Annotated in this window: 15 protein-coding genes; 10 read left to right on the top strand and 5 right to left on the bottom strand. The window is 73.0% G+C overall.

Annotated elements, in window-relative coordinates:
* Position 1 precedes the first annotated feature (1 nt).
* The 4 genes from BXA05_RS12570 (at position 2) to BXA05_RS12555 (ending at position 4,906) form a co-directional block, all read left to right on the top strand.
* Positions 2 to 706 carry a CoA transferase subunit B gene (locus tag BXA05_RS12570; protein WP_076405202.1) on the top strand — a complete coding sequence of 235 codons (705 nt, stop codon included), beginning with the start codon at positions 2 to 4 and terminating at the stop codon, positions 704 to 706.
* Positions 703 to 1,863 carry an alpha/beta hydrolase gene (locus tag BXA05_RS12565; RefSeq protein ID WP_076405201.1) on the top strand — a complete coding sequence of 387 codons (1,161 nt, stop codon included), beginning with the start codon at positions 703 to 705 and terminating at the stop codon, positions 1,861 to 1,863. Before BXA05_RS12570 ends, BXA05_RS12565 begins: the two co-directional genes overlap by 4 nt.
* On the top strand, positions 1,860 to 3,065 hold the full coding sequence (locus BXA05_RS12560; RefSeq protein ID WP_076405200.1) for an acetyl-CoA C-acetyltransferase: 1,206 nt from the start codon (positions 1,860 to 1,862) through the stop codon (positions 3,063 to 3,065). Before BXA05_RS12565 ends, BXA05_RS12560 begins: the two co-directional genes overlap by 4 nt.
* A gap of 80 nt (positions 3,066 to 3,145) precedes the next feature.
* The gene (locus BXA05_RS12555) at positions 3,146 to 4,906 is read left to right on the top strand and encodes an alpha/beta hydrolase (RefSeq protein ID WP_051028157.1); all 1,761 of its coding nucleotides are present in this window, start codon (positions 3,146 to 3,148) and stop codon (positions 4,904 to 4,906) included.
* Between the two features lie 91 nt (positions 4,907 to 4,997).
* Here BXA05_RS12555 and BXA05_RS12550 read toward each other — a convergent pair whose 3' ends face one another.
* Positions 4,998 to 6,491, bottom strand: a complete 1,494-nt coding sequence (locus BXA05_RS12550) for a helix-turn-helix transcriptional regulator (RefSeq protein WP_051028156.1) — start codon at positions 6,489 to 6,491, stop codon at positions 4,998 to 5,000.
* 180 nt (positions 6,492 to 6,671) lie between these two features.
* Here BXA05_RS12550 and aceA point away from each other — a divergent pair, with 180 nt between their 5' ends.
* The 3 genes from aceA (at position 6,672) to BXA05_RS12535 (ending at position 11,003) form a co-directional block, all read left to right on the top strand.
* Complete coding sequence (gene aceA, locus BXA05_RS12545) at positions 6,672 to 8,114, top strand: isocitrate lyase (protein ID WP_244550452.1); 1,443 nt, start codon at positions 6,672 to 6,674, stop codon at positions 8,112 to 8,114.
* A 133-nt stretch (positions 8,115 to 8,247) separates the two neighbouring features.
* Positions 8,248 to 9,963, top strand: a complete 1,716-nt coding sequence (gene aceB / locus BXA05_RS12540) for a malate synthase A (protein ID WP_083711857.1) — start codon at positions 8,248 to 8,250, stop codon at positions 9,961 to 9,963.
* A gap of 176 nt (positions 9,964 to 10,139) precedes the next feature.
* Positions 10,140 to 11,003: a hypothetical protein gene (locus BXA05_RS12535; RefSeq protein ID WP_143311146.1), complete on the top strand. Its 864-nt coding sequence runs from the start codon at positions 10,140 to 10,142 to the stop codon at positions 11,001 to 11,003.
* A 48-nt stretch (positions 11,004 to 11,051) separates the two neighbouring features.
* Here BXA05_RS12535 and BXA05_RS12530 read toward each other — a convergent pair whose 3' ends face one another.
* Entirely contained in the window at positions 11,052 to 11,489 is a 438-nt protein-coding gene (locus BXA05_RS12530; RefSeq protein WP_083711856.1) for a winged helix-turn-helix transcriptional regulator, read from the bottom strand.
* Positions 11,490 to 11,643: 154 nt separating this feature from the next.
* Here BXA05_RS12530 and BXA05_RS12525 point away from each other — a divergent pair, with 154 nt between their 5' ends.
* Positions 11,644 to 12,009 (top strand): DoxX family protein, encoded by a 366-nt coding sequence (locus BXA05_RS12525; RefSeq protein WP_076405198.1) that lies wholly within the window; start codon positions 11,644 to 11,646, stop codon positions 12,007 to 12,009.
* A gap of 437 nt (positions 12,010 to 12,446) precedes the next feature.
* On the opposite strand, the gene BXA05_RS19745 is transcribed toward BXA05_RS12525, so the two are convergent.
* From BXA05_RS19745 to BXA05_RS12510, 3 genes are all read right to left on the bottom strand, one after another.
* Complete coding sequence (locus BXA05_RS19745) at positions 12,447 to 12,683, bottom strand: hypothetical protein (protein ID WP_143311145.1); 237 nt, start codon at positions 12,681 to 12,683, stop codon at positions 12,447 to 12,449.
* Between the two features lie 182 nt (positions 12,684 to 12,865).
* Positions 12,866 to 13,843 carry a phospholipase D-like domain-containing protein gene (locus BXA05_RS12515; RefSeq protein WP_143311144.1) on the bottom strand — a complete coding sequence of 326 codons (978 nt, stop codon included), beginning with the start codon at positions 13,841 to 13,843 and terminating at the stop codon, positions 12,866 to 12,868.
* Positions 13,844 to 13,853: 10 nt separating this feature from the next.
* Positions 13,854 to 17,201 carry a type I restriction endonuclease subunit R gene (locus BXA05_RS12510; RefSeq protein WP_076405195.1) on the bottom strand — a complete coding sequence of 1,116 codons (3,348 nt, stop codon included), beginning with the start codon at positions 17,199 to 17,201 and terminating at the stop codon, positions 13,854 to 13,856.
* A gap of 384 nt (positions 17,202 to 17,585) precedes the next feature.
* Here BXA05_RS12510 and zorA point away from each other — a divergent pair, with 384 nt between their 5' ends.
* Both zorA and BXA05_RS12500 read left to right on the top strand, forming a co-directional pair.
* Positions 17,586 to 19,334 (top strand): anti-phage ZorAB system protein ZorA, encoded by a 1,749-nt coding sequence (gene zorA, locus BXA05_RS12505; RefSeq protein ID WP_076405194.1) that lies wholly within the window; start codon positions 17,586 to 17,588, stop codon positions 19,332 to 19,334.
* The gene (locus tag BXA05_RS12500) at positions 19,327 to 20,115 is read left to right on the top strand and encodes an OmpA/MotB family protein (RefSeq protein ID WP_076405193.1); all 789 of its coding nucleotides are present in this window, start codon (positions 19,327 to 19,329) and stop codon (positions 20,113 to 20,115) included. The genes zorA and BXA05_RS12500 overlap by 8 nt, the downstream gene beginning before the upstream one ends.
* Positions 20,116 to 20,169: the final 54 nt, after the last annotated feature.

The following is a 20,169-nucleotide window of genomic DNA, read 5'->3' as shown; positions in this document are numbered from 1 at the left end:
CGTGCCGCTCACCCGCGACGAGATGGCCGCGCGCGCCGCGCGCGAGCTCCAGGACGGCTGGTACGTCAACCTCGGCATCGGCCTGCCGACGCTCGTGCCCAACTACGTGCCCACGGACAAGCACCTCGTGCTCCAGTCGGAGAACGGGATCCTCGGCGTCGGGCCGTACCCGACCGAGGACGCCGTCGACCCCGACCTCATCAACGCCGGCAAGGAGACCGTCACCGTCCTTCCCGGCGCCGCGTTCTTCGACTCCGCGCTGAGCTTCGGCATGATCCGCGGCGGCAAGATCGACGCCGCGATCCTCGGCGGCATGCAGGTCTCCGAGACGGGCGACCTCGCCAACTGGATGATCCCCGGCAAGATGGTCAAGGGCCCCGGCGGCGCGATGGACCTCGTGCACGGGGCCGGCCGCGTGATCGTGCTCATGGAGCACGTGGCGCGCGACGGGTCGCCCAAGATCCTGCGCTCGTGCTCGCTGCCCCTCACGGGGCGCGGGGTCGTGCACCGGGTCATCACCGACCTCGCGGTGATCGACGTGACGCCCGACGGCCTCGTGCTGCGCGAGACCGCACCCGGCGTGAGCGTCGACGACGTGCGGGCCGCGACCGAGCCCGACCTGGCCGTCGCGCTCGACGACGCCCCGCTCGACGTCGCCGACGCCGGCCCGGGACCGTCCACGCAGGCCGCGGGGACGCCGTCGTGACGCGCGACGTGCTGCGTCGCGACGTCCCGACCCCGCGCGGGCGCGAGCACGTGCGCGAGGTCGCCGCCGAGGGTGCGGCCCGCGCGACGGTCCTGCTCGTGCACGGCAACTGCTCGTCGTCGGCGTTCTTCGACCCGCTGCTGCGCGCGCTCCCCGCCGACGTGCGCGGCGTCGCCGTCGACCTGCGCGGGTACGGCGACGCCGAGCCCCGGCCCGTCGACGCGACCCGGGGCGTGCGGGACTTCGCCGACGACGTCGCGGCCGTCCTCGACGCGCTCGACCTCGCGCGCCCGCTCGTCGCCGTCGCGCACTCCGCGGGGGCGGGCGTCGTGCTGCAGCTCGCGACCGACCGGCCCGACCTGTTCGACGCGATCCTCCTCGAGGCGCCCATGTCGCCGTACGGGTTCGGCGGCACGCGCGACGTCGCCGGGACGCCGCTCTCCCCCGACTTCGCAGGCTCGGGCGGCGGCACGGCGAACCCGGCGTTCGTCGCGGCGCTCGCCGCAGGTGACCGCAGCGAGGACGCCGGGTCGCCCCGCGACGTGCTGCGCCGCTTCTACGTCGCCGACCCGGCCGCGCTCGGCGAGCCGCTCGGCGCGCTCGAGGAGCTCCTGCTCGACTCCGTGCTCTCCACGCGCACGGGCGACGACAGCTACCCGGGCGACCGGGCGCCGTCGGGCACGTGGCCCGGCGTGGCGCCCGGGACGCGCGGCATGAACAACGCGATCAGCGCGAAGTACTGCGACCTGTCCGGCTTCGCGACGTCCGGCGCCACCGCGCCCGTGCTGTGGGTGCGCGGCGACGCCGACGCGATCGTCTCGGACACGTCGCTGTTCGACCTCGCGCAGCTCGGCGCGCTCGACGCCGTCCCCGGCTGGCCCGGGGCCGAGACGCACCCGCCGCAGCCGATGGTCGCCCAGACCCGGGCCGTCCTCGACGCCTACGCGGCCGCGGGCGGGCGGTACCGTGAGGAGGTGCGGCCTGGCGTCGGGCACAGCCCCCACCTCGAGGAGCCGGACGTGTTCCTCGGGCTCCTGCTCGGGCTGGTCGACACTGCCGTTGCCGACGTCGACGCCGCCGCCGCCGCACGAGCGGGCACCACACCCCCGGCGCCCGCGCAGACACCGCCGTCCGCACCCCTGGAGGTCCAGCCGTGAGCACCACCACCCCGCACTCCCCCGACGACGTCGTGGTCGTCGCCGCCGCCCGCACGCCGCAGGGCCGCCTCAAGGGCTCCCTCGCCGCGCTCACCGCGGTCGAGCTCGGCGCCGTCGCCGCGCGCGCCGCGATCGAGCGCTCGGGCCTCGGCGCGGACGCCGTCGACGCCGTCGTGCTCGGCCAGGTGCTCCAGGCCGGGGCGGGCCAGAACCCCGCGCGCCAGACGGCCGCCGCCGCGGGCGTCGGCTGGGACGTGCCCGCCGTGACGGTGAACAAGGTGTGCCTCTCGGGGCTCACCGCCGTCATCGACGGCACCCGGATGATCCGCTCCGGCGAGGCGGAGGTCGTGCTCGTCGGCGGCCAGGAGTCCATGACCAACGCGCCGCACCTGCTCCCCGGGTCGCGCGCCGGGTTCGCGTTCGGGGACGCGACGCTCGTCGACGCCGTCGCGCGCGACGGGCTCACCGACGCGTTCGACCACACCTCCATGGGCGTCTCGACCGAGCGCACCAACGTGGGCGACGTGTTCGTCTCCCGCGAGGAGCAGGACGCCGTCGCGGCGGCCTCGCACCAGCGCGCCGCGGCCGCGGCGAAGGACGGCCTGTTCGACGCCGAGCTCGCCCCCGTGAGCGTCCCGCAGCGCCGGGGCGAGCCGGTCGAGGTGCGCGACGACGAGGGGGTACGCCCCGACACGACGGTCGAGGGCCTCGCGCGCCTGCGCCCCGCGTTCGACCCCGAGGGCACCATCACCGCGGGCAACGCGTCGCAGATCTCCGACGGCGCCGCCGCGCTCGTGCTGACCACCCGCGCCCGGGCCGAGTCCGCGGGCACGCCGGTGCTCGCGACCGTGCGGGCGTGGGGGCAGGTCGCCGGCCCCGACACGTCGCTGCACTCCCAGCCCGCGCGCGCGATCCGGCAGGCCCTCGACCGGGCCGGGTGGACGGTCGACGACCTCGACCTCGTCGAGATCAACGAGGCCTTCGCGACCGTCGTCGCGGTCTCCACGCGCGTGCTCGGCGTCTCGCCGGACGTCGTCAACGTGCACGGCGGCGGCATCTCGCTCGGGCACCCGATCGGCGCCTCCGGCGCCCGCCTCGCCGTGCACGCGGCGCACGAGCTCGCGCGCCGCGGGGGCGGGCGCGTCGCCGTCGGGCTGTGCGGCGGCGGGGGCCAGGGCGAGGCGCTGCTGCTCGAGGCGTAGGGCTCGCCCGGGTCCGGTGGACCGACGGCGCCCCGGCCGTTCGAGGGGACGGCTCGGGGCGCCGCGCCTACGATCGCGGGGTGCAGCCCACCGCGACGGAGACCCGCGCCCCCGAGCCCGTCGACGAGGAGCGCCCCCGGCACGGCGCGTGGGGGCGGTGGCTCCGGCGGTTCTCCGCCACCGGGCTCGTGGTCGCGCTCGCCTGGTTCTGCCTGTCGTTCACGCCGTCGCTCATCCCGCGCGCCTGGTACTACCAGGCCGTGATCTCGGGCGTGAGCGCCGTCGGCGGGTACGCCGTCGGCGCGCTCGTCGAGTGGTTCGCCGTGAAGGTCGGGCTGCGGATCCGGTGGACCGCGCGCGCGAGCCGGATCGCGTGGTGGGTGCTCGCCGGGGCGACCGTCGTGCTCGTGCCGCTGGCGCTGATCCTCGGGGCGCGGCGCCAGATCGAGCTGCGGCACCTGTTCGGCATGTCGGAGGACGTCCCCGGACGCGAGGTCGTCACGCTGCTCGCGGCGCTCGCCGTCGCGCTGCTCGTGCTCCAGGCGGGCCGCGGCCTGCGCCGCGTCGCCCGATGGCTGAGCGTCCTCGTCGGCAAGGTCGTGCCCGCCCCCGTGGCGCGGTTCGTCAGCGGCGTCGCGGTCGCCGTCGTCGTGGTCCTGCTGTTCAACGGCGTCATCTGGTCAGGCACGCTCAGCGCGCTGAACTCGGTCTACGCGGCGGCGAACGCCGAGATCAGCCCTCGGCTCACGCCCCCGACGCTCCCCGAGCGGTCCGGCTCCCCCGACTCCCTCGAGCCCTGGGACTCGCTCGGCGCGGAGGGGCGCAAGTTCGTCGTCTCCGGCCCGACCCTCGACGAGCTGCGCGCGTTCGCCGCGGCGGGCGACGTCGTCGACCCCGCGGACGTGCGCGAGCCGATCCACGCGTACGCGGGCCTCGACCCCGAGGGCGACCTCGACGCCACGGCGGCCCGCGTCGTCGACGAGCTCGACCGGACGGACGCGTGGGACCGGTCCGTCCTCGTCGTCGCGACCACGACCGGGACCGGCTGGGTGGACCCCGCCATGGTCGAGGCGCTCGAGCTCATGCACGGGGGCGACACCGCGATCGCCAGCATGCAGTACTCCTACCTGCCGAGCTGGATCAGCTTCGTCGGCGACCGCTCGACCCCGCCCGCCGCGGGCAAGGCGCTGTTCGAGGCGGTGTACGCGCGGTGGTCGGACCTGCCCGAGGGCGACCGCCCGCGCCTGCTCGCGTTCGGCATCTCGCTCGGGTCGTTCGGGATGCAGGGCGCGTTCAGCGGCGTGCAGGACGTCGAGGCGCGCTCCGACGGCGCGATGTTCACCGGGACGCCCGGGTTCACGCCGATGTGGCGCGAGCTCACCGACGCGCGCGACCCCGGGTCGCTCGAGTACGCCCCCGTGGTGGACGACGGCCGCCAGGTCCGCTGGGGCGACCCGGTCGCGACCGGCGTCGCCGACCTCTGGGGCCCCGGCCCGCGCTGGGACGAGCCGCGCGTCGTGTACCTCCAGCACGCGTCCGACGGCGTCACCTGGTGGGGCCCGGAGACGCTGTGGTCCGAGCCCGACTGGCTCCGCGAGCCACGCGGGCCCGACGTGCTCGGCGACGTGCGCTGGTACCCGTTCGTCACGTTCTGGCAGCTCACGGGCGACCTCTTCGTCGCGGCCGCGTCCGACATCCCGCCGGGCCACGGGCACGTCTACCAGCTCGAGTACGCCGACGGCTTCGCCGCGCTGCACGCACCCGACGGCTGGACCGACGCCGACACCGCGCGCCTCAAGGACGCGATGGTCGCTCCCGTCGAGGGCGGCTCGATCGGCTGACGGCCGACCGGCGTCCGCCGACCCGGCTCGCGCGGCTCGCGGCTCGCGCGGACCGTGCGGACCGGGCGGAGCGCGCGCAGGCACGGGCCGGCTAGCCCGGCGCGTGGGCCTCGAGGAACGAGAAGACCTCGGTCTGGTCGACGCCGGGGAACGCGCCGGTCGGCATCGCCGCGAGCATCGACGCGTGCGGGCGGGCGCTCGGCCAGGCGTGGCCGGCCCAGCGGTCGGCGAGGTCGTCGGGCGGGCGGCGGCAGCACGCGCCGTCGGGGCAGCGGGACACGAGCCGCTCGGTCGTGTCGCGCCCGAGGAACCACTTGACGTGCGCGAACGGGACGCCGACGCTCACGGAGAACTCGCCGTCGGCCGACGCCTGCACGCGCGACGTGCACCAGTAGGTGCCGCTCGGGGTGTCCGTGTACTGGCTGAACGGGCTGAGCCGGTCCTCGACGGCGAACACGGTGCGCGCGGTCCAGCTCCGGCACACGTACTGCCCCTCGACCGCGCCGAGCGGGTCGGCGGGGAAGCGCACGCCGTCGTTCTCGTACGCCTTGTGGATCACCCCGGACTCGTGGACCTTCATGAAGTGCACCGGGATGCCGAGGTGCTTCGTCGCGAGGTTGGTGAACCGGTGCGCGGCGGTCTCGTACGACACCGCGAACGCGTCCCGGAGGTCCTCGATGGAGATCTCGCGCGCGTCCTTCGCGGCGCGCAGGGCCTTGACCGCGTGCCGCTCCGGGAGCAGGAGCGCCGCGGCGAGGTAGTTGGCCTCGACGCGCTGGCGGAGGAACTCGCGGTAGTCGCGCGGCTCCGCGTGCCCGAGCACGTGCGGCGCGAGCGCCTGGAGCAGCGCCGACGTCGCGTTGGACCGCCCGCGCATCCCGTTGCTCGGCAGGTACACGCGGCGGTGGCGCAGGTCGAGCACGGACCGGGTGGAGTGCGGCAGGTCGCCGACGTAGTGCAGCGTGAAGCCGAGGTGGGCGGCGAGGTCGGCCGCGACGCGCTGCGGCATCGGCCCGCCCGCGTGCCCGACGCCGTCGAGCAGCCCGGCCGCCGCGTCCTCGAGCTCGGGGAAGTAGTTGTCCTGCGCGCGCATGGTCGCGCGCAGCTCCGCGTTCGCGCGGCGCGCCTCCTCGGGCGTCGCGGCGCGCTCGGTGTGCAGGCGCTGGAGCTCGCGCTCGAGCGCGACGATGGTCTCGAGCGCGTCGGTGGGCAGCGACTTGCCCACCCGCACGGGCCGCAGGCCGAGCGCGTCGAAGAGCGGGCCGCGCTGGGCGCGCTCCAGCTCGATCTCGAGCGCGTCCCGGCGCGACGGCGGCTCCGGCGAGAGCAGGTCGTCGAGGCTCGCGCCGAGCGCGCGCGCCACCGCCTGGAGCTGGCCGAACTTCGGCTCGCGCTTGCCGTTCTCGAGGAGCGACACCTGCGACGGCGCGCGGCCGATCGCGGCGCCGAGCTCGTCGAGCGTCATGCCGCGCGCGGTGCGCAGGTGCCGGATCCTGCGGCCGATCGTCAGGGCGTCGGGCTCGCTCTCGAGCGGGATTTCCGCATGTTCCGCGATTCCGGCCGGTCGCGTCGTCGGGATAGCCATGACTGAGAGTGACACGCGCCACTCCTTGCGCACAAGAGAAGAACCGCGTTTCTTTCGTTCGATCTGGCTTGAGAAGGGCTTGCGGGCGGGAGGAAGGTCGAAGCACGGACCTCGCCGAGGTCCACCGACCGGCCCGGCCGGCCCGCACCACGTGGGCCGGCGCACCACCAGGAGGCACCCGTGAACAGGCCCACCATCGTCAGCCGCCGCTCCCCGTCCGAGTACGCGGGCGGCGCCCGCCCGCTCGGCGCCGTCGCGACGACGGCGACGGTCACCGGCCCCGGCGCCGCCCCGACCTCCGGCGACGCCGCGCGCCCGTCCGCCCGTCCGGGCGACCAGACGCAGAGCGCCGCCGAGCTCGCCGAGCAGTGGGCGACCGACCCGCGCTGGGCCGGCCTGCAGCGCGACTACACGGCCGAGGACGTGGTCGCGCTGCGCGGCTCCGTGCGCGAGGAGCACACGCTCGCCCGCCGCGGCGCCGAGACGCTGTGGGACCTCATCCACACCGAGGAGTGGGTCGCCGCGCTCGGCGCGTTCACCGGCAACCAGGCCGTGCAGCAGGTGCGGGCAGGCCTCAAGGCGATCTACCTGTCCGGGTGGCAGGTCGCGGCCGACGCCAACCTCTCCGGCCAGACGTACCCGGACCAGTCGCTCTACCCCGCCAACTCCGTGCCCGCCGTCGTGCGCCGCATCAACAACGCGCTCCTGCGCGCCGACCAGATCGAGACGGCGGAGCGCGCGGCGTCGGACGGGCAGACGCCCGACCGCGACTGGCTCGCCCCGATCGTCGCCGACGCCGAGGCCGGGTTCGGCGGCCCGCTCAACGCCTACGAGCTCATGCACTCGATGATCGCCGCGGGCGCGGCGGGCGTGCACTGGGAGGACCAGCTCGCGTCCGAGAAGAAGTGCGGGCACCTCGGCGGCAAGGTGCTCGTGCCCACGAGCCAGCACATCCGCACGCTCAACGCCGCGCGCCTCGCGGCCGACGTCGCGGGCGTGCCGTCGATCGTCATCGCCCGCACGGACGCGCTCGCCGCGGACCTCCTCACGTCCGACGTCGACGAGCGCGACCAGCCGTTCCTCACCGGGGAGCGCACGTCCGAGGGCTTCTACCGGGTGCGCCCCGGCTTCGACGCGGTCGTCGCGCGCGGCCTCGCGTACGCGCCGTACTCCGACCTCATCTGGGTCGAGACGGGCGAGCCCGACCTCGAGCTCGCGCGGACGTTCGCCGAGGCGATCCACGCGCAGCACCCGGGCAAGAAGCTCGCCTACAACTGCTCGCCGTCGTTCAACTGGAAGAAGCACCTCGACGACGCCCAGATCGCGAGCTTCCAGAAGGAGCTCGCCGCGATGGGCTACGCGTTCCAGTTCATCACGCTGGCCGGCTTCCACGCCGTCTCGCACTCCATGTTCGAGCTCGCGCGCGGCTACAACGAGCGCGCGATGTCCGCCTACGTCGAGCTGCAGGAGGCCGAGTTCGCCTCCGAGGCCGACGGCTACACCGCCACCCGCCACCAGCGGGAGGTCGGTACCGGCTACTTCGACCGGGTCGCCACGGCTCTCAACCCCGACGCCGCCACCCTCGCGCTCGCCGGGTCCACCGAGACCGCCCAGTTCCACTAAGCCCCTCGCGAGGTAGAGGAGGGGTCCCGCGAGGTAGAGGCCTGGTCATGACCACGCCTCTACCTCGCGGGACCAGGGCTCTCCCTCGGCAGACCAGACCTCTACCTCGCGACATCGACCTTCGGAGCACGCCATGACCACGCTGACCACGACCACCTCTCCCCCGTCGACCCCCGCGCCCGCGAGCGGCCCTCGCGTCACCGGGACCCTGCGCGTCACCGGCACGCTCGGCGAGCGCTACCGCGAGATCCTCACGCCCGAGGCGCTCGACTTCCTCACGCTGCTGCACGACCGGTTCGTGGCACGCCGCCACGAGCTCCTCATGGACCGTCAGCAGCGCCGCCAGGACGTCGCCGACGGCATCGACCCCGACTTCCGTCCGTCGACGCGGCCCGTGCGCGACGACCCGTCGTGGCGCGTCGCGGGCTCGGCCGGCGCGCCGGGCCTCGAGGACCGCCGCGTCGAGATCACCGGCCCGACCGACCCGAAGATGACGATCAACGCCCTCAACTCCGGCGCCAAGGTGTGGCTCGCGGACGCCGAGGACGCCTCCAGCCCGACGTGGCGCAACGTGATCGAGGGCCAGCTCGCGCTGCACGACGCGATCCGCGGGACCCTGACGCACACGACCGGCTCGGGCGACCACCGCAAGGAGTACCGCCTGCGCTCGACGGCGCTCACCGACCTCCCGACGATCGTGTTCCGTCCGCGCGGGTGGCACCTCATCGAGAAGCACATGCGGTACGTCGACCGGGCGGGCGTGAGCGTCTCGGCGTCGGCGTCGCTCGTCGACTTCGGGCTGTACCTGTTCCACAACGCGCACGCGCTCGTGGCGCGCGGGCGGGGGCCGTACTTCTACCTGCCCAAGCTCGAGGGCCACCGCGAGGCCCGACTGTGGAACGACGTGTTCGTGCTCGCCCAGGAGTACCTCGGCCTGCCGCAGGGCACGATCCGCGCCACGGTGCTCATCGAGACGCTGCCCGCGGCGTTCGAGATGGAGGAGATCCTCCACGAGCTGCGCGACCACTGCGCCGGGCTGAACGCCGGGCGCTGGGACTACCTGTTCTCCGTGATCAAGGCGTTCCGCACGCGCGGCGACTCGTACGTGCTGCCCGACCGCGCGCAGGTCACCATGACCGCGCCGTTCATGCGCGCGTACACCGAGCTGCTCGTGCAGACGTGCCACCGGCGCGGCGCGCACGCGATCGGCGGCATGAGCGCGTTCATCCCGGACCGCCGTCGGCCGGACGTCACCGAGCGCGCGTTCGAGCAGGTGCGGGCGGACAAGCGCCGGGAGGCGACGGACGGGTTCGACGGCACGTGGGTCGCGCACCCCGACCTCATCGAGGTCGCGCGCACCGAGTTCGACGCGGTGCTGGGGGACGCGCCGAACCAGGTCTCGCGGCAGCGTGACGACGTCCGGGTGGGCCAGCACGAGCTGCTCGACATCGGGTCGGCCCGCCGGGCCGGGGCCACCGTCACCGCGGCGGGCCTGCGCTCGAACGTCTCCGTCGGGGTGCGGTACCTCGAGTCGTGGCTGCGCGGCGTCGGGGCCGCCGCGATCGACCACCTCATGGAGGACGCGGCGACCGCCGAGATCTCGCGGTCGCAGGTGTGGCAGTGGATCGCGTCCGGCACGCGCACCGAGAACGGAGTGCCGATCACGCGCGAGCGCGTCGAGGCGCTGCTCGCGGAGATCGTCGACGACCTGCCGCGCACCCCGGGGAACCGGATCGACGACGCCGCGCACGTGTTCCGCGCCGTCGCGCTCGCCGAGGACTTCCCGACGTTCCTCACCATCGGGGCGTACTCGCAGTTCCTCGTGGGCTCCGAGGTGGACCAGCCGTAGCGCGGTCTCCCGCCCTCCACGGCCTCGGTGCCGTCGCCCACCCGGCGGCGGCACCGAGGGCGTGCCCACGGGCGCGTGCCATCGCCCTCGACGGCGGGGAGCGCAGTGTGGGAGCATCCGGCCACGCACGGTGGCACCTGTCGTCCGGGCGCCCGCCCGCACGACACCGGAGCACCATGAGCACCCCTGTGACGCCGCCGTCCTCGCCGACACCTCCTCCCGGCCCGCCGCCCTCCTCCCCCGGCCCGGCCGCGCACCCGAACCCGTACGCGGCGCCGCCGTCCGCAGCGCACCCCGGCCCTCCGCACGCGGGCGCCCCGCAGCCCCTCGCACCGCACCCGGGACCGCCGCACCCCCACGCCCCGACGCCGGCCCCGCCGCGCGCGGCACCGGGGCGTGGCGGTCTGTCTCGGACGGCCGTCGGGCTGCTCGTCGGGGTCGTGTGCCTCGTCGTCGGCGGCGGGACGGGGTTCGCCGCGGGCGTCGCGACGGACGCGGGCGCCCGGATCGCCGCGTGGGTCACGGCCCCGACCGACGACGCGTACGACGACGAGTGGCCGGGCGACGGCTGGTCGGACGAGGACTGGCCCGAGGGCGACTGGGAGGGCACGGGCACGCGCGACGACCCGTGGCTGTTCGACGGGTACACGATCGGCGGCGAGGAGTGGGAGGTCCTCCTCGAGGAGCCCTACGAGGCGACCGCGGACGTGCTCGCGCACGACGACGTCAACGCCCCGCCGCCCGACGGCGTCGAGTACTGGATCGTGCCCGTGACCGCCACGTACACCGGGTCCAGCTCGCAGGTGACCGCGTGGGGTGCCGTCGACATCGGGTTCGTGGGCGACGACGGCGTCCACGCCGAGGGCGGGTGCGGCGCGGTGCCGCACGCGCTCGTGAGCACGGGCCTCATCGGCTCGGGCGACACCGTGACCGGCAACGTGTGCCTCGCGGTGCCGGCGGGCGCCCCCGGCCTCTGGACGCTCTCGCTGGAGCGGTACGAGCCCTGGTACCTGCGCGCGGCCGACCCGCTCGCGGGCTGACCGCCCTGCGTCCGACCCGCTCGGTCCCCCGCGTGCCGGACGGCCCCGTCAGCCCGCGGGGCGCCGCGCGTCGAACATGTCGCGGTTCTCGCGGATGGTGCGCGTGTGGGCGAGCGCCCACTCGACGAGCGCGAGCACGGGCGGCAGCAGCGTCTCGCCGAGCCCTGTGAGCGCGTAGTCGACGCGCGGCGGCACGACGGCGTGCACCGTGCGGCTCACGAGACCGTCCCGTTCGAGCTGGCGCAGGTTGAGCGTGAGCATGCGCTGCGAGATGCCGTCGATCCCGTGGAGCAGCTCGGTGAAGCGCTGCGGGCCGCCGGAGAGCATCCCCAGGATGAGGACGCTCCACTTGTCGCCCACCCGGTCGAGGACCGAGCGCACCTCGCTCGTCGCCTCCGCCGCGGCGCAGCCGCGGTCGACCGGGACGCCGTGGCGCTCGGCGAGCTCGCGCACCACCGGCACGTCCGTGCTGGGCGTCGTCGTCATGGGAGTCTCCGTCTTCTCCGGGTGCTGCTCCGTGTGCCTCACGCACACCGGTGTGCCTTTTGTACCGGTGCTCATGGTTACCCATCATGTGCCCAGGCACAAAGAGTGACCGGCCATCCTGGGCCGTCGCCGCCTCCTCTCGAAGGACTCACGCATGGACGTCGCCCTGTGGATCGCCTCCGGTCTGCTCGCCCTCGCCTTCCTCGGCGCGGGGCTCATGAAGGCCTTGCGCCCGATCCCTGTGCTCCAGGAGCAGATGCGCTGGGTGACGCCCGAGCGCGCGGCGGGCGTGCGCGTCATCGGGTGGCTCGAGGTGGCCGGAGCCGTGGGCGTGATCCTCCCCTGGGCGCTCGGCGTCGCGCCGGTCCTCACGCCGATCGCGGCAGTCGGGCTCGCCCTCACGCAGGTCGGCGCGATCCCGCTGCACCTGCGCCTCGGCGAGGCGAAGGCCGTCCCGATGAACGTGGTGCTGCTCGCCCTCGCGGTGTTCGTCGCCGTCGGCCGGTTCGCGGCGCTGTGACACGCGGCCAGAACTGCACGCGTGCGGGCCACGCGACGCCGTCGGGCGGGACGACGTCGCGCGAGACGTCGTGCAGCGCGCGCTGCCACCCGCCAAGCTGGACGAGCACGCCCTCCGCGGTCGCCCACGCGTGCGGCGGTCGCCCGCCCATCTCCCCGGGCAGGAACGACACGACCTCGCGACCGTCGTCGTCGATCCCGAGGAAGCGCGGCGCGCGCTCGAAGCCCGCCCGCTCGAGGTGGAGCAGGTAGGCCTCGACCGCGGGGCTGTGGGGACCGCGCGGACGACGGACGGTGCCGCCGCGCCGGACGATCCCGTCGGACACGTCGCCGCCGAGCAACGGGACCTCGACGTCGCCCTCGCCGTCGCGGTACGGGGACATATCGGTCATACCCGACACCCTCGCACGCGCGGCGGGCCCCTGGCCAGGCCCGCTGTCAGTCGTCCGCGAAGGTCTCCTCGGCCTCGATCATCATGACGTCGTAGAGAAACTCGCACCCCGCCCAGAACTCGCCCCTGCTGAACGGGAACTGGAGGACCGCCGTCCGCGAGCCGATGAAGATGTCGATCACGGCTGGTGAACCGTCCTCCCGGTCCGCCATCACCTGGATCGTCACCGGATCGTGGTCGATGGTGTCCGTGACCCGCACGGCAAGGCTCTCGAGATCCGCCACATCGTGCTCCTCGAGCAACTCCTCGAGCGTCTCGAAGTGTGTCTCCGACTCGACGGAGAGCCGCCATGCCTCGTGTCCGCACTCCCGGCACCGATGGGACGGCTGCCTGGGGCCGGGACCCCCCCCGACGTCGAAGCGCGTCGAGTCGGGCGGGCAGGGGAGCATTCCCTAGACCACACGTCTCATCGTCGCCGCACACCTCGGGCAGTCGTGCGCGACCCAGACCTCTCTGACGACGGGAGCAGCAGGGACAGCGCCGCGTCTCGAGCAGGTCCCTGGAACACCGTGTCGACCACGTCCTCGATCGCCGTTCCCACGTCAGCCAGGGCACCTCCGAGCTCAGAGAACGACGGCCGGGTCCCGCCCGCATCCACCGTGACGACGCAGTAGCGCTTCCCGCCGCTCTCGACAACGCGTGCCACTCGTGACAAGGGGAGAGCCTTCGAGTTCCCGTGCGGGAGGCGTCCGGCTCGCGTGCTCCAGTAGAGCAGGACGGAGTCACCCACCCCCTCGGCGGGCCCCTCGTCCGTGGTCCGGTACACCATGGTTTCGCGATCCCGGTGCTGGGCCCGAAGAAGGTCGACCGTGTCGAGCACGTCCTGGGGTGGTATCTCGTCGTCCTCGACGACCACGAGCCGGAGCGGCCGACCGGTGTCCTGCCACGCTTCCGTACGTCGGGCCCGCCGCCCACGAGGGGAACGGAAGATGCCCTCGGCCCGGGTGAGCCATCGTTCGTCGACCACCACGGCGGACGGGTGGCCGACCCACAGGTCGAGCTGCGCATCGATCTGGTTGATGAGCGCCGGGTCGTCGCAGAGGATCGCGGCCTCGCGGAGGTCGTCCCGCGAGTGCGTGGAGACGTTCGCGGACCCGACCAGGCAGCGTGGCGCCGGCCCGCCTTCCAGCACCACCTTGGCGTGGAGGCCGGCGAGCGAGACGACGACAGCGCCGGACTCGACGTAGCGCCTGACCGCGGCCGGGCTCGTCGAGCCGGCCGCGAGCGCGGCGTCAGATCCGTCCACGACCAGGACGTCGCCCGTACCCAGCGGAAGGATCTCGGGTGCCTCCGCACCCAGGTAGGCCACCGCTGCCCGGATGGGGGACACGAACGGCGCGGACTCGAGGGACCGCCAGACGGTGTCGGCGACGAGCTCGATCATCATTCCTCCGTCACGCCGCGTAGCGCGGCGCCATCGATTCCATCTGCTGCATGACGAGCACGATCGCGCCGGACTGCCGGTCCGGCGGGTACTTGTGCTTGATGAGGAGCCGCTTGATCGACGACCGGAGCTTGGCCTTGACGTCGTCCCGGACGGTCCAGTCGGTCTTGAAGTCGCGACGCATCACGGCGACGAGGTCCCGGGCGATCTGCGCGAGGACGTCCTCGCCCTGCAGGTCGACCGCCGACTCGTTCGTCGACACGGCGTCGTAGAAGGCGAGCTCGTCACGGTTCAGCGGGGGCTCGAACCGCTGCCCACGCGTCTCCTCCGCGGCAACCTCCCGTGCCATCTCCACGAGCGCCGCGATGACCTCGGCCGACGTGAGATTGGAGTTCACGTACTTCGACATGATCGCCTGGAGGCGCTCGGAGAACACCTGTTGCCGCACGAGGTTGCCGCGCGTCAACCGCCTCGACTCCTCCGTGACGAGCCGGCGCAGCGCCTCGATGGTCAGCTGGGGGTTCGGTGCCGCCTGCGCGGTCGCGAGGAAGTCGTCGTCGATGCGGTCGAGCCGCGGGTGCTCGAGCCCGGCAGCGGAGTACACGTCGACGACCTCCCCGGACACCACCGCTGTCGCCATGAGCTGGTTGAGGAGCCGCTGGACGTCGTCGGGCACGGGCTCGCCCCGAGCCTGGCGCTCCTCGGCGTCGAGCTTGCCCATCCACACGCGGACCTGCTCGTAGAACCGGGCGTCGTCCGCGAGATCCGTGACGGCGTCGGACCGACCGGCGATGGCCCAGGCCCTCGCGAGCGCAGCGGCCCGACGGCGGAACTCGGCCCCGCGCGACTCCTCGCCGTCTGCCGTGGTGACGTTGCCGGGGGTGCGCGGGTCCCGCAGCCACGCGACGGTCGCGAGAACCGTGTCGAGGTAGCCACGACGCGACCTCGCCGCGCGGGCACTCGTCAGGCGTCCCCGCCATCCCGACGGGTCGACGAGCTCGCGCAGCCGTGCGACGAGGTCCGCCACCACCTCGGCCGCGTCATCGACGGTGCGTCCGACCGGTCGCGCACCCTGGTCACGCACCGTGTACTCCGCGAGCGCCGCGCGCAGGTTCTCCGCGATCGGGGCGGACGCCACGAGCAGGCCGGCGTTCTTACCGCGGAACGTGCGGTTGACGCGGGCGAGCGTCTGCATGAGCAGCGCTCCGCGCATGGGTCGGTCGAGGTAGAGCGTGTGCAGCGGGGGCGAGTCGTACCCGGTGAGCATCATGTCCTTTACGATCACGAGCTCGAGCTCGTCATCGGGGTCCTTCAGGCGCTTCTTCACGACGGCGTTCTCCGAGGCCCGACGGACGTGATCAGCGATCGGTGGCTGGTCTGCCGCGGTACCGGAGTAGACGACCTTGATCCTCCCCGCGCGCAGGTCGTCGGAGTGCCAGTCGGGACGGAGCGCGACGATCTCGTCGTACAGCCGCGCGCAGATGTCGCGCGTCGCCGCGACGATCATCCCCTTGCCCGGAGCGCTCTCCGCCCCGGCGCCGTCGGACGCCGACGTGCCCCGGACGAGCTCGGCCATCGCCTCACGCCGCCGCTCCCAGTGCTGCACGAGGTCGGCCGCGAGCTCACGCAACCGCGCCGGCGCCCCGTACACGGCGTTGACGACGGCTACCGACTTCTCGATGCGGTCGCGCTCGACGTCGTCGAGACCGGCGGTCGCCTCGTCTGCGGCGGCGTCGATCGTCTCCGCGTCCAGACCGTCCGCGAACGCGACCTTGACGAGCCGAGGCTCGAAGTAGACGGGCACCGTCGCGCCGTCCTCGACGGCGCGCGTGAGGTCGTACACATCGATGACGTCGCCGAAGACCTTCTCGGTGTTGCGGTCGGCGGTCGAGATCGGCGTGCCGGTGAACGCGATGAGCGTCGCGTTCGGCAGCGCGTTCTTCAGGTGCCACGCGTAGCCGTCGAGGTCGTCGTAGTGGGACCGGTGCGCCTCGTCGACGACGAGCACGACGTTGCGGCGATCGGACAGCACGGGATGCTTGGCGCCCGCGTGCTTCTCCTCCGCGGTCAGGCCGAACTTCTGCAGCGTCGTGAAGTAGATGCCCCCGGTCCTGCGCGACGCGAGCTCGTCGCGCAGCTCGGCCCTCCGCCTGATCTGCCGGGGTGCCTCGGTGAGCAGCTGCGAGCGCGCGAACGTCTCGTAGAGCTGCCCGTCGAGCTCGGTGCGGTCGGTGACGACGACGATGGTCGGGTTCGACAGCTTTGGGTGCCGCGCCACGTGGGCCGCGTAGAGCTCCATCTCCATGGACTTCCCGGAGCCCTGCGTGTGCCAGACGACGCCCGCGCGACCGTCGGTCTCGACCGCCCGGATCGTCGCCTCGAGCGCTCGGCTCACCGCGAAGTACTGGTGCGGCTTGGCGACGCGCTTGGTGAGCCCGTCGTCGCCTTCGTCGAACGCCACGAACCCGCGCAGCAGCTGCACGAACCGCTGCGGGTTGAACAGCCCGTCGAGCATCGTCTCGAGCGGCGACGAGAGGGTCACCTCACCCTCCGCGATGTCGTCCGTGATGCCGTCGACGGCGTACCCGTCCCGGTCCGCCGCCTCGTCCGCGTCGGTGACCGCGGGGACGGGTGCACCGGTCGGACCGACGACCCGGCCGTCGTCGTCCACGTTCCACGGGGAGTAGTGGTTGAGCGGCGTGAACGGCGTCCCGTACTTCGCGACGATCCCGTCGCTGATCACCGTGAGGACGCACGCGCGAAACGCCATCGGCAGCTCCCGCACGTACGTCGTGAGCTGTGCGTGCGCGGCGGCGACGTCAGCCCTCGCGCTCCCTGCGTCCTTGAGCTCCATGACCACGACCGGCAGCCCGTTGAGGTACAGCACGACATCGAATCGTCGCTCGACGTCGCCGTCGACCACGCGGACCTGGTTGACCACCAGCCACTCGTTCTCGTCCTCGCGCGAGGAGACGAGACGGATCGTCGGAGTCTGCTGACGTCCGTCCTCGACGTACGTGACGCCGCGGTACCCGTCGACGAGGACGTCGTGGACCCGCTTGTTCTCCGTGATCGCGTCCTGCGACGTCGGGCGGAGGATCTCGACGAGCGCCTGCTCGAGGTAGTCCCGCGGGACGTCCGGGTTGAGGCGTCGCAGCGCGGCGCGCACCCGAGAAGGGATCACGACCTCGTCCCAGGACTCGCGCTGCGGCAGCGGTTCACCACCCGTCGCGTACCCGGGGTGCCCGACGGCGGACGCCGCGCCGGGCGCGATCGCCGGCCCGTCGAGGTGCTGCCAGCCGATCCCGGCGAGGTGGTCGAGCGCGAGGTGCTCCCACTCGGCTTCGTTGCTGCGCACTGATCCTCCGTGGCGTCGGTGCCTGGCCAGTCTCGGTTACGTCCCGGTCGACGACTGGTCGTGAGACTACTGGCCGGTGGCTCGTCCTACGCCAGGGTGCCGTAGGTGCGGTCGCAAACGCGTGCTGCGCGCCGATAGAGGGGGTTATCACGAAGAACGCCCATGCTCGACCGATCGTCCTGCGAGCCTCTTGCGCACCGAGGCCGGACCGGCGCCGGGAAGAACCTCGAACTTCACCCTGGACGGACTTCTCGACGTCGCCGACCAGGCCGTACGATCCGGTCGCGCCGCACAGTCGAGCCGTCCGGTGCTCACCACCCTTGTCCGTGCTCGGCCGCTTCGGTCGCTCAACGCACGGCCACGCACGAGAGGCAGCCACGACGAGTGAACCCGGTCACCCTGATCTCCGAGGCGCTCGAAGGTGATGGTCACGCGATCATCATCTGCGTCGCCGTCGCCCTGATCGTCCTCGTCGCCCTCTGGGCGGTTGCCTACACCGTGCGCGCCTACATGCTGGGCGTCAAGGCCATCGCACAGGTCCGCACCCTCATCTCCGTGCTGGACGCAGGAAACGCGTCTTCCGTCCGTCGGGAGCTGCGCGGACGCGCCATGGCACCCGGCCGAGGGAACGCGCTGTGGCGCGAGTTCGACGAGACCCTCGTCGTCCTGGATCACGACCGGCTCAGCAACACGGTCGAGGCGGAGCACTACTTCAGTCCCGACCGTTTCGCGCCCGAGCTCGTGCGCAACCGGCTGCTCGGGGCCGCACCGTCGATCCTCACTGCACTCGGACTGCTCGGGACGTTCATCGGGCTCGCCGTCGGGCTCAACGGACTGAACCTCAGCCAGGCTGCGACTGCCGACGAGATGCGGACGGGTATCGAGGCCCTGGTCAAGGGAGCAGGTCTCGGCTTTATCGCGTCCGTGTGGGGCGTGCTCTGCAGCCTCGTCGTGAACATCCTCGAGAAGATCTGCTCGCGGTCGATCTCCAAGCACGCCGCAGAGGTCCGCGACCAGGTCGACCAGGTGTTCCTCCTGCAGACGCCGGAGCACTCGCTCGTCCGGATCGAGCAGTTCACCCAGGACTCGGCAACGGCCCTGGCAGAGCTGCACGAGAAGATCGGCACCAAGCTCCAGGAAGCGGTCACCGGCCTGTCCGAGGAGATGCAGTCGGCCCTCACGCGAGCGATCGAGACCGCGGTGGCGCCGTCGATGAACGCGCTGGCGGAGCGGACCTCGAACCAGTCGGCCCAGGTCTTCGAGGACCTCGTGGACAAGTTCACAGAGAGCTTCCGCGGGATCGGCGAGCGGCAGGCGGCAGAGCTGGGCTCGGCGTCGGCCACGCTGGACAGCGCGCTCACGGGAGTCTCGGACCGGGTCGGTGCCGCGGTGGCCTCCATGCAGGAGGCGGCGGCTGCTCAGGCGGCAGCGACCACCGCGCAGACCGCGGCGCAGGAGCGCCAGATCGCGGAGCAGGAGGAGTCGTTCCGCTCCCAGATGTCGGAACGCACGCAGGCCTTCGAAGCGGAAATGTCGACGCTGACCGAGCTCGTGACGAGCCAGGCGAAGATCCTGGACGGGTCGCTCAGCGCCCTCGCCGCCGGGATGGACGCCGCCGCCGGCAAGCTCGGGGCCGCGACGACCGGGCTGCAGCAGTCCTCGGAGCTGCTCGGCTCCACGTCCCGTGCGTTCGAGACCACGAGCCGGCGCCTCGAGGAGTCGTTCGACGCCGGCGCGGCCGCTCTCGCCGGGACCGCCGAGTCGCACCAAGAGGCGGCCCGGTTGCTGGAGCGGCACACGACCGAGCTCGACCGGCTCACCGAGACCACGGCGGCGACGGCCGGGAAGCTCCTGACCGCCGCGCAGTCCGCGAACACGGCGTTCGACACCCTGCGCGCGTCGCAGCGCCAGTTCCTCGACGACCTCCAGCAGCGGGTCGAGAACCAGAGCGCCGTGCTGCGCGACTGGCTCGACGAGTACGGCGACAAGGTCCATCACCAGACCCGGGACCGGCTCGAGACCTGGGACGCGCACACGCGCGAGTTCGCCGCGCACATGCTGCAGACCAGCCAGGCCCTCGCGGAGGTCGTCGACGAGATCGACGCGAAGGCGAAGGCGTCGGCACGTGCGTAGGGGACGGCGGCGACCTGGCGACACCTCGGACGCCGACAACCCGTACTGGGTCTCCTTCACCGACCTCATGACCGCGCTGCTCGCGGTCTTCATGCTCGCCGTCGTGGCGCTCGTCCTCCAGGTCACCCAGGAGCAGCAGGCGCTCGCGGCGCAGCAGGAGGCCGCGGAGCAGGAGCGTGACGAGTTCAGCAGCCACATCGCCGACCTGAGCCGCGCCGAGGACGTCAGGGCGCAGATGCTGCTCGAGATCGCCGACGGGCTCCAGTCCCAAGGTCTCGCCGTGCACGTCAGCGAGGACAACTCGGTGCTGAGCATCCCGACGGAGCTGCTGGGCTTCGAGAGCTCCGAGTGGGAGCTGCGTCCCGAGCACCAGGCGGTCGCGCTGCAGATCGGCGAGACGATCTCTGCGGCGCTCCGCACGGACGACCGCTTCCGCTACATCGACACCGTGTTCGTGGAAGGGCACACCGACAACAACCAGTTCGAGGGCGTCGAGGGAACCGGCAACTGGGGGCTGTCGACCTTCCGCGCGATCTCGCTGTGGCGCTACTGGGAGACGGCGCTTCCCGCCGACCACCGGCTCGCGACGCTCCAGCGTTCGGACGGGAGCCCCCTGTTCTCCGTGTCCGGGTACGGAGAGACCCGGCCGGTGACCTCGCAGCAGACGACGGACGCCGAGCGGGCCGCGAACCGCCGCATCGAGATCCGGTTCACGGTGATCCGCCCGACCGCGGAGGATCTCTCCCGACTCCTGGACGAAGCTCCTGCCGAGGAAGGCTGATCGTGCGTCCCACCGCGACCTTCGATCTCCCGCACTGGCCGGAGAGCATGACCG

Source organism: Cellulosimicrobium funkei (genome assembly GCF_900155925.1).
GTDB classification, from domain to species: domain Bacteria; phylum Actinomycetota; class Actinomycetes; order Actinomycetales; family Cellulomonadaceae; genus Cellulosimicrobium; species Cellulosimicrobium funkei.
Note: the sequence above shows the minus strand (reverse complement) of the source record. Positions and strands in the feature narration are given on the sequence as shown.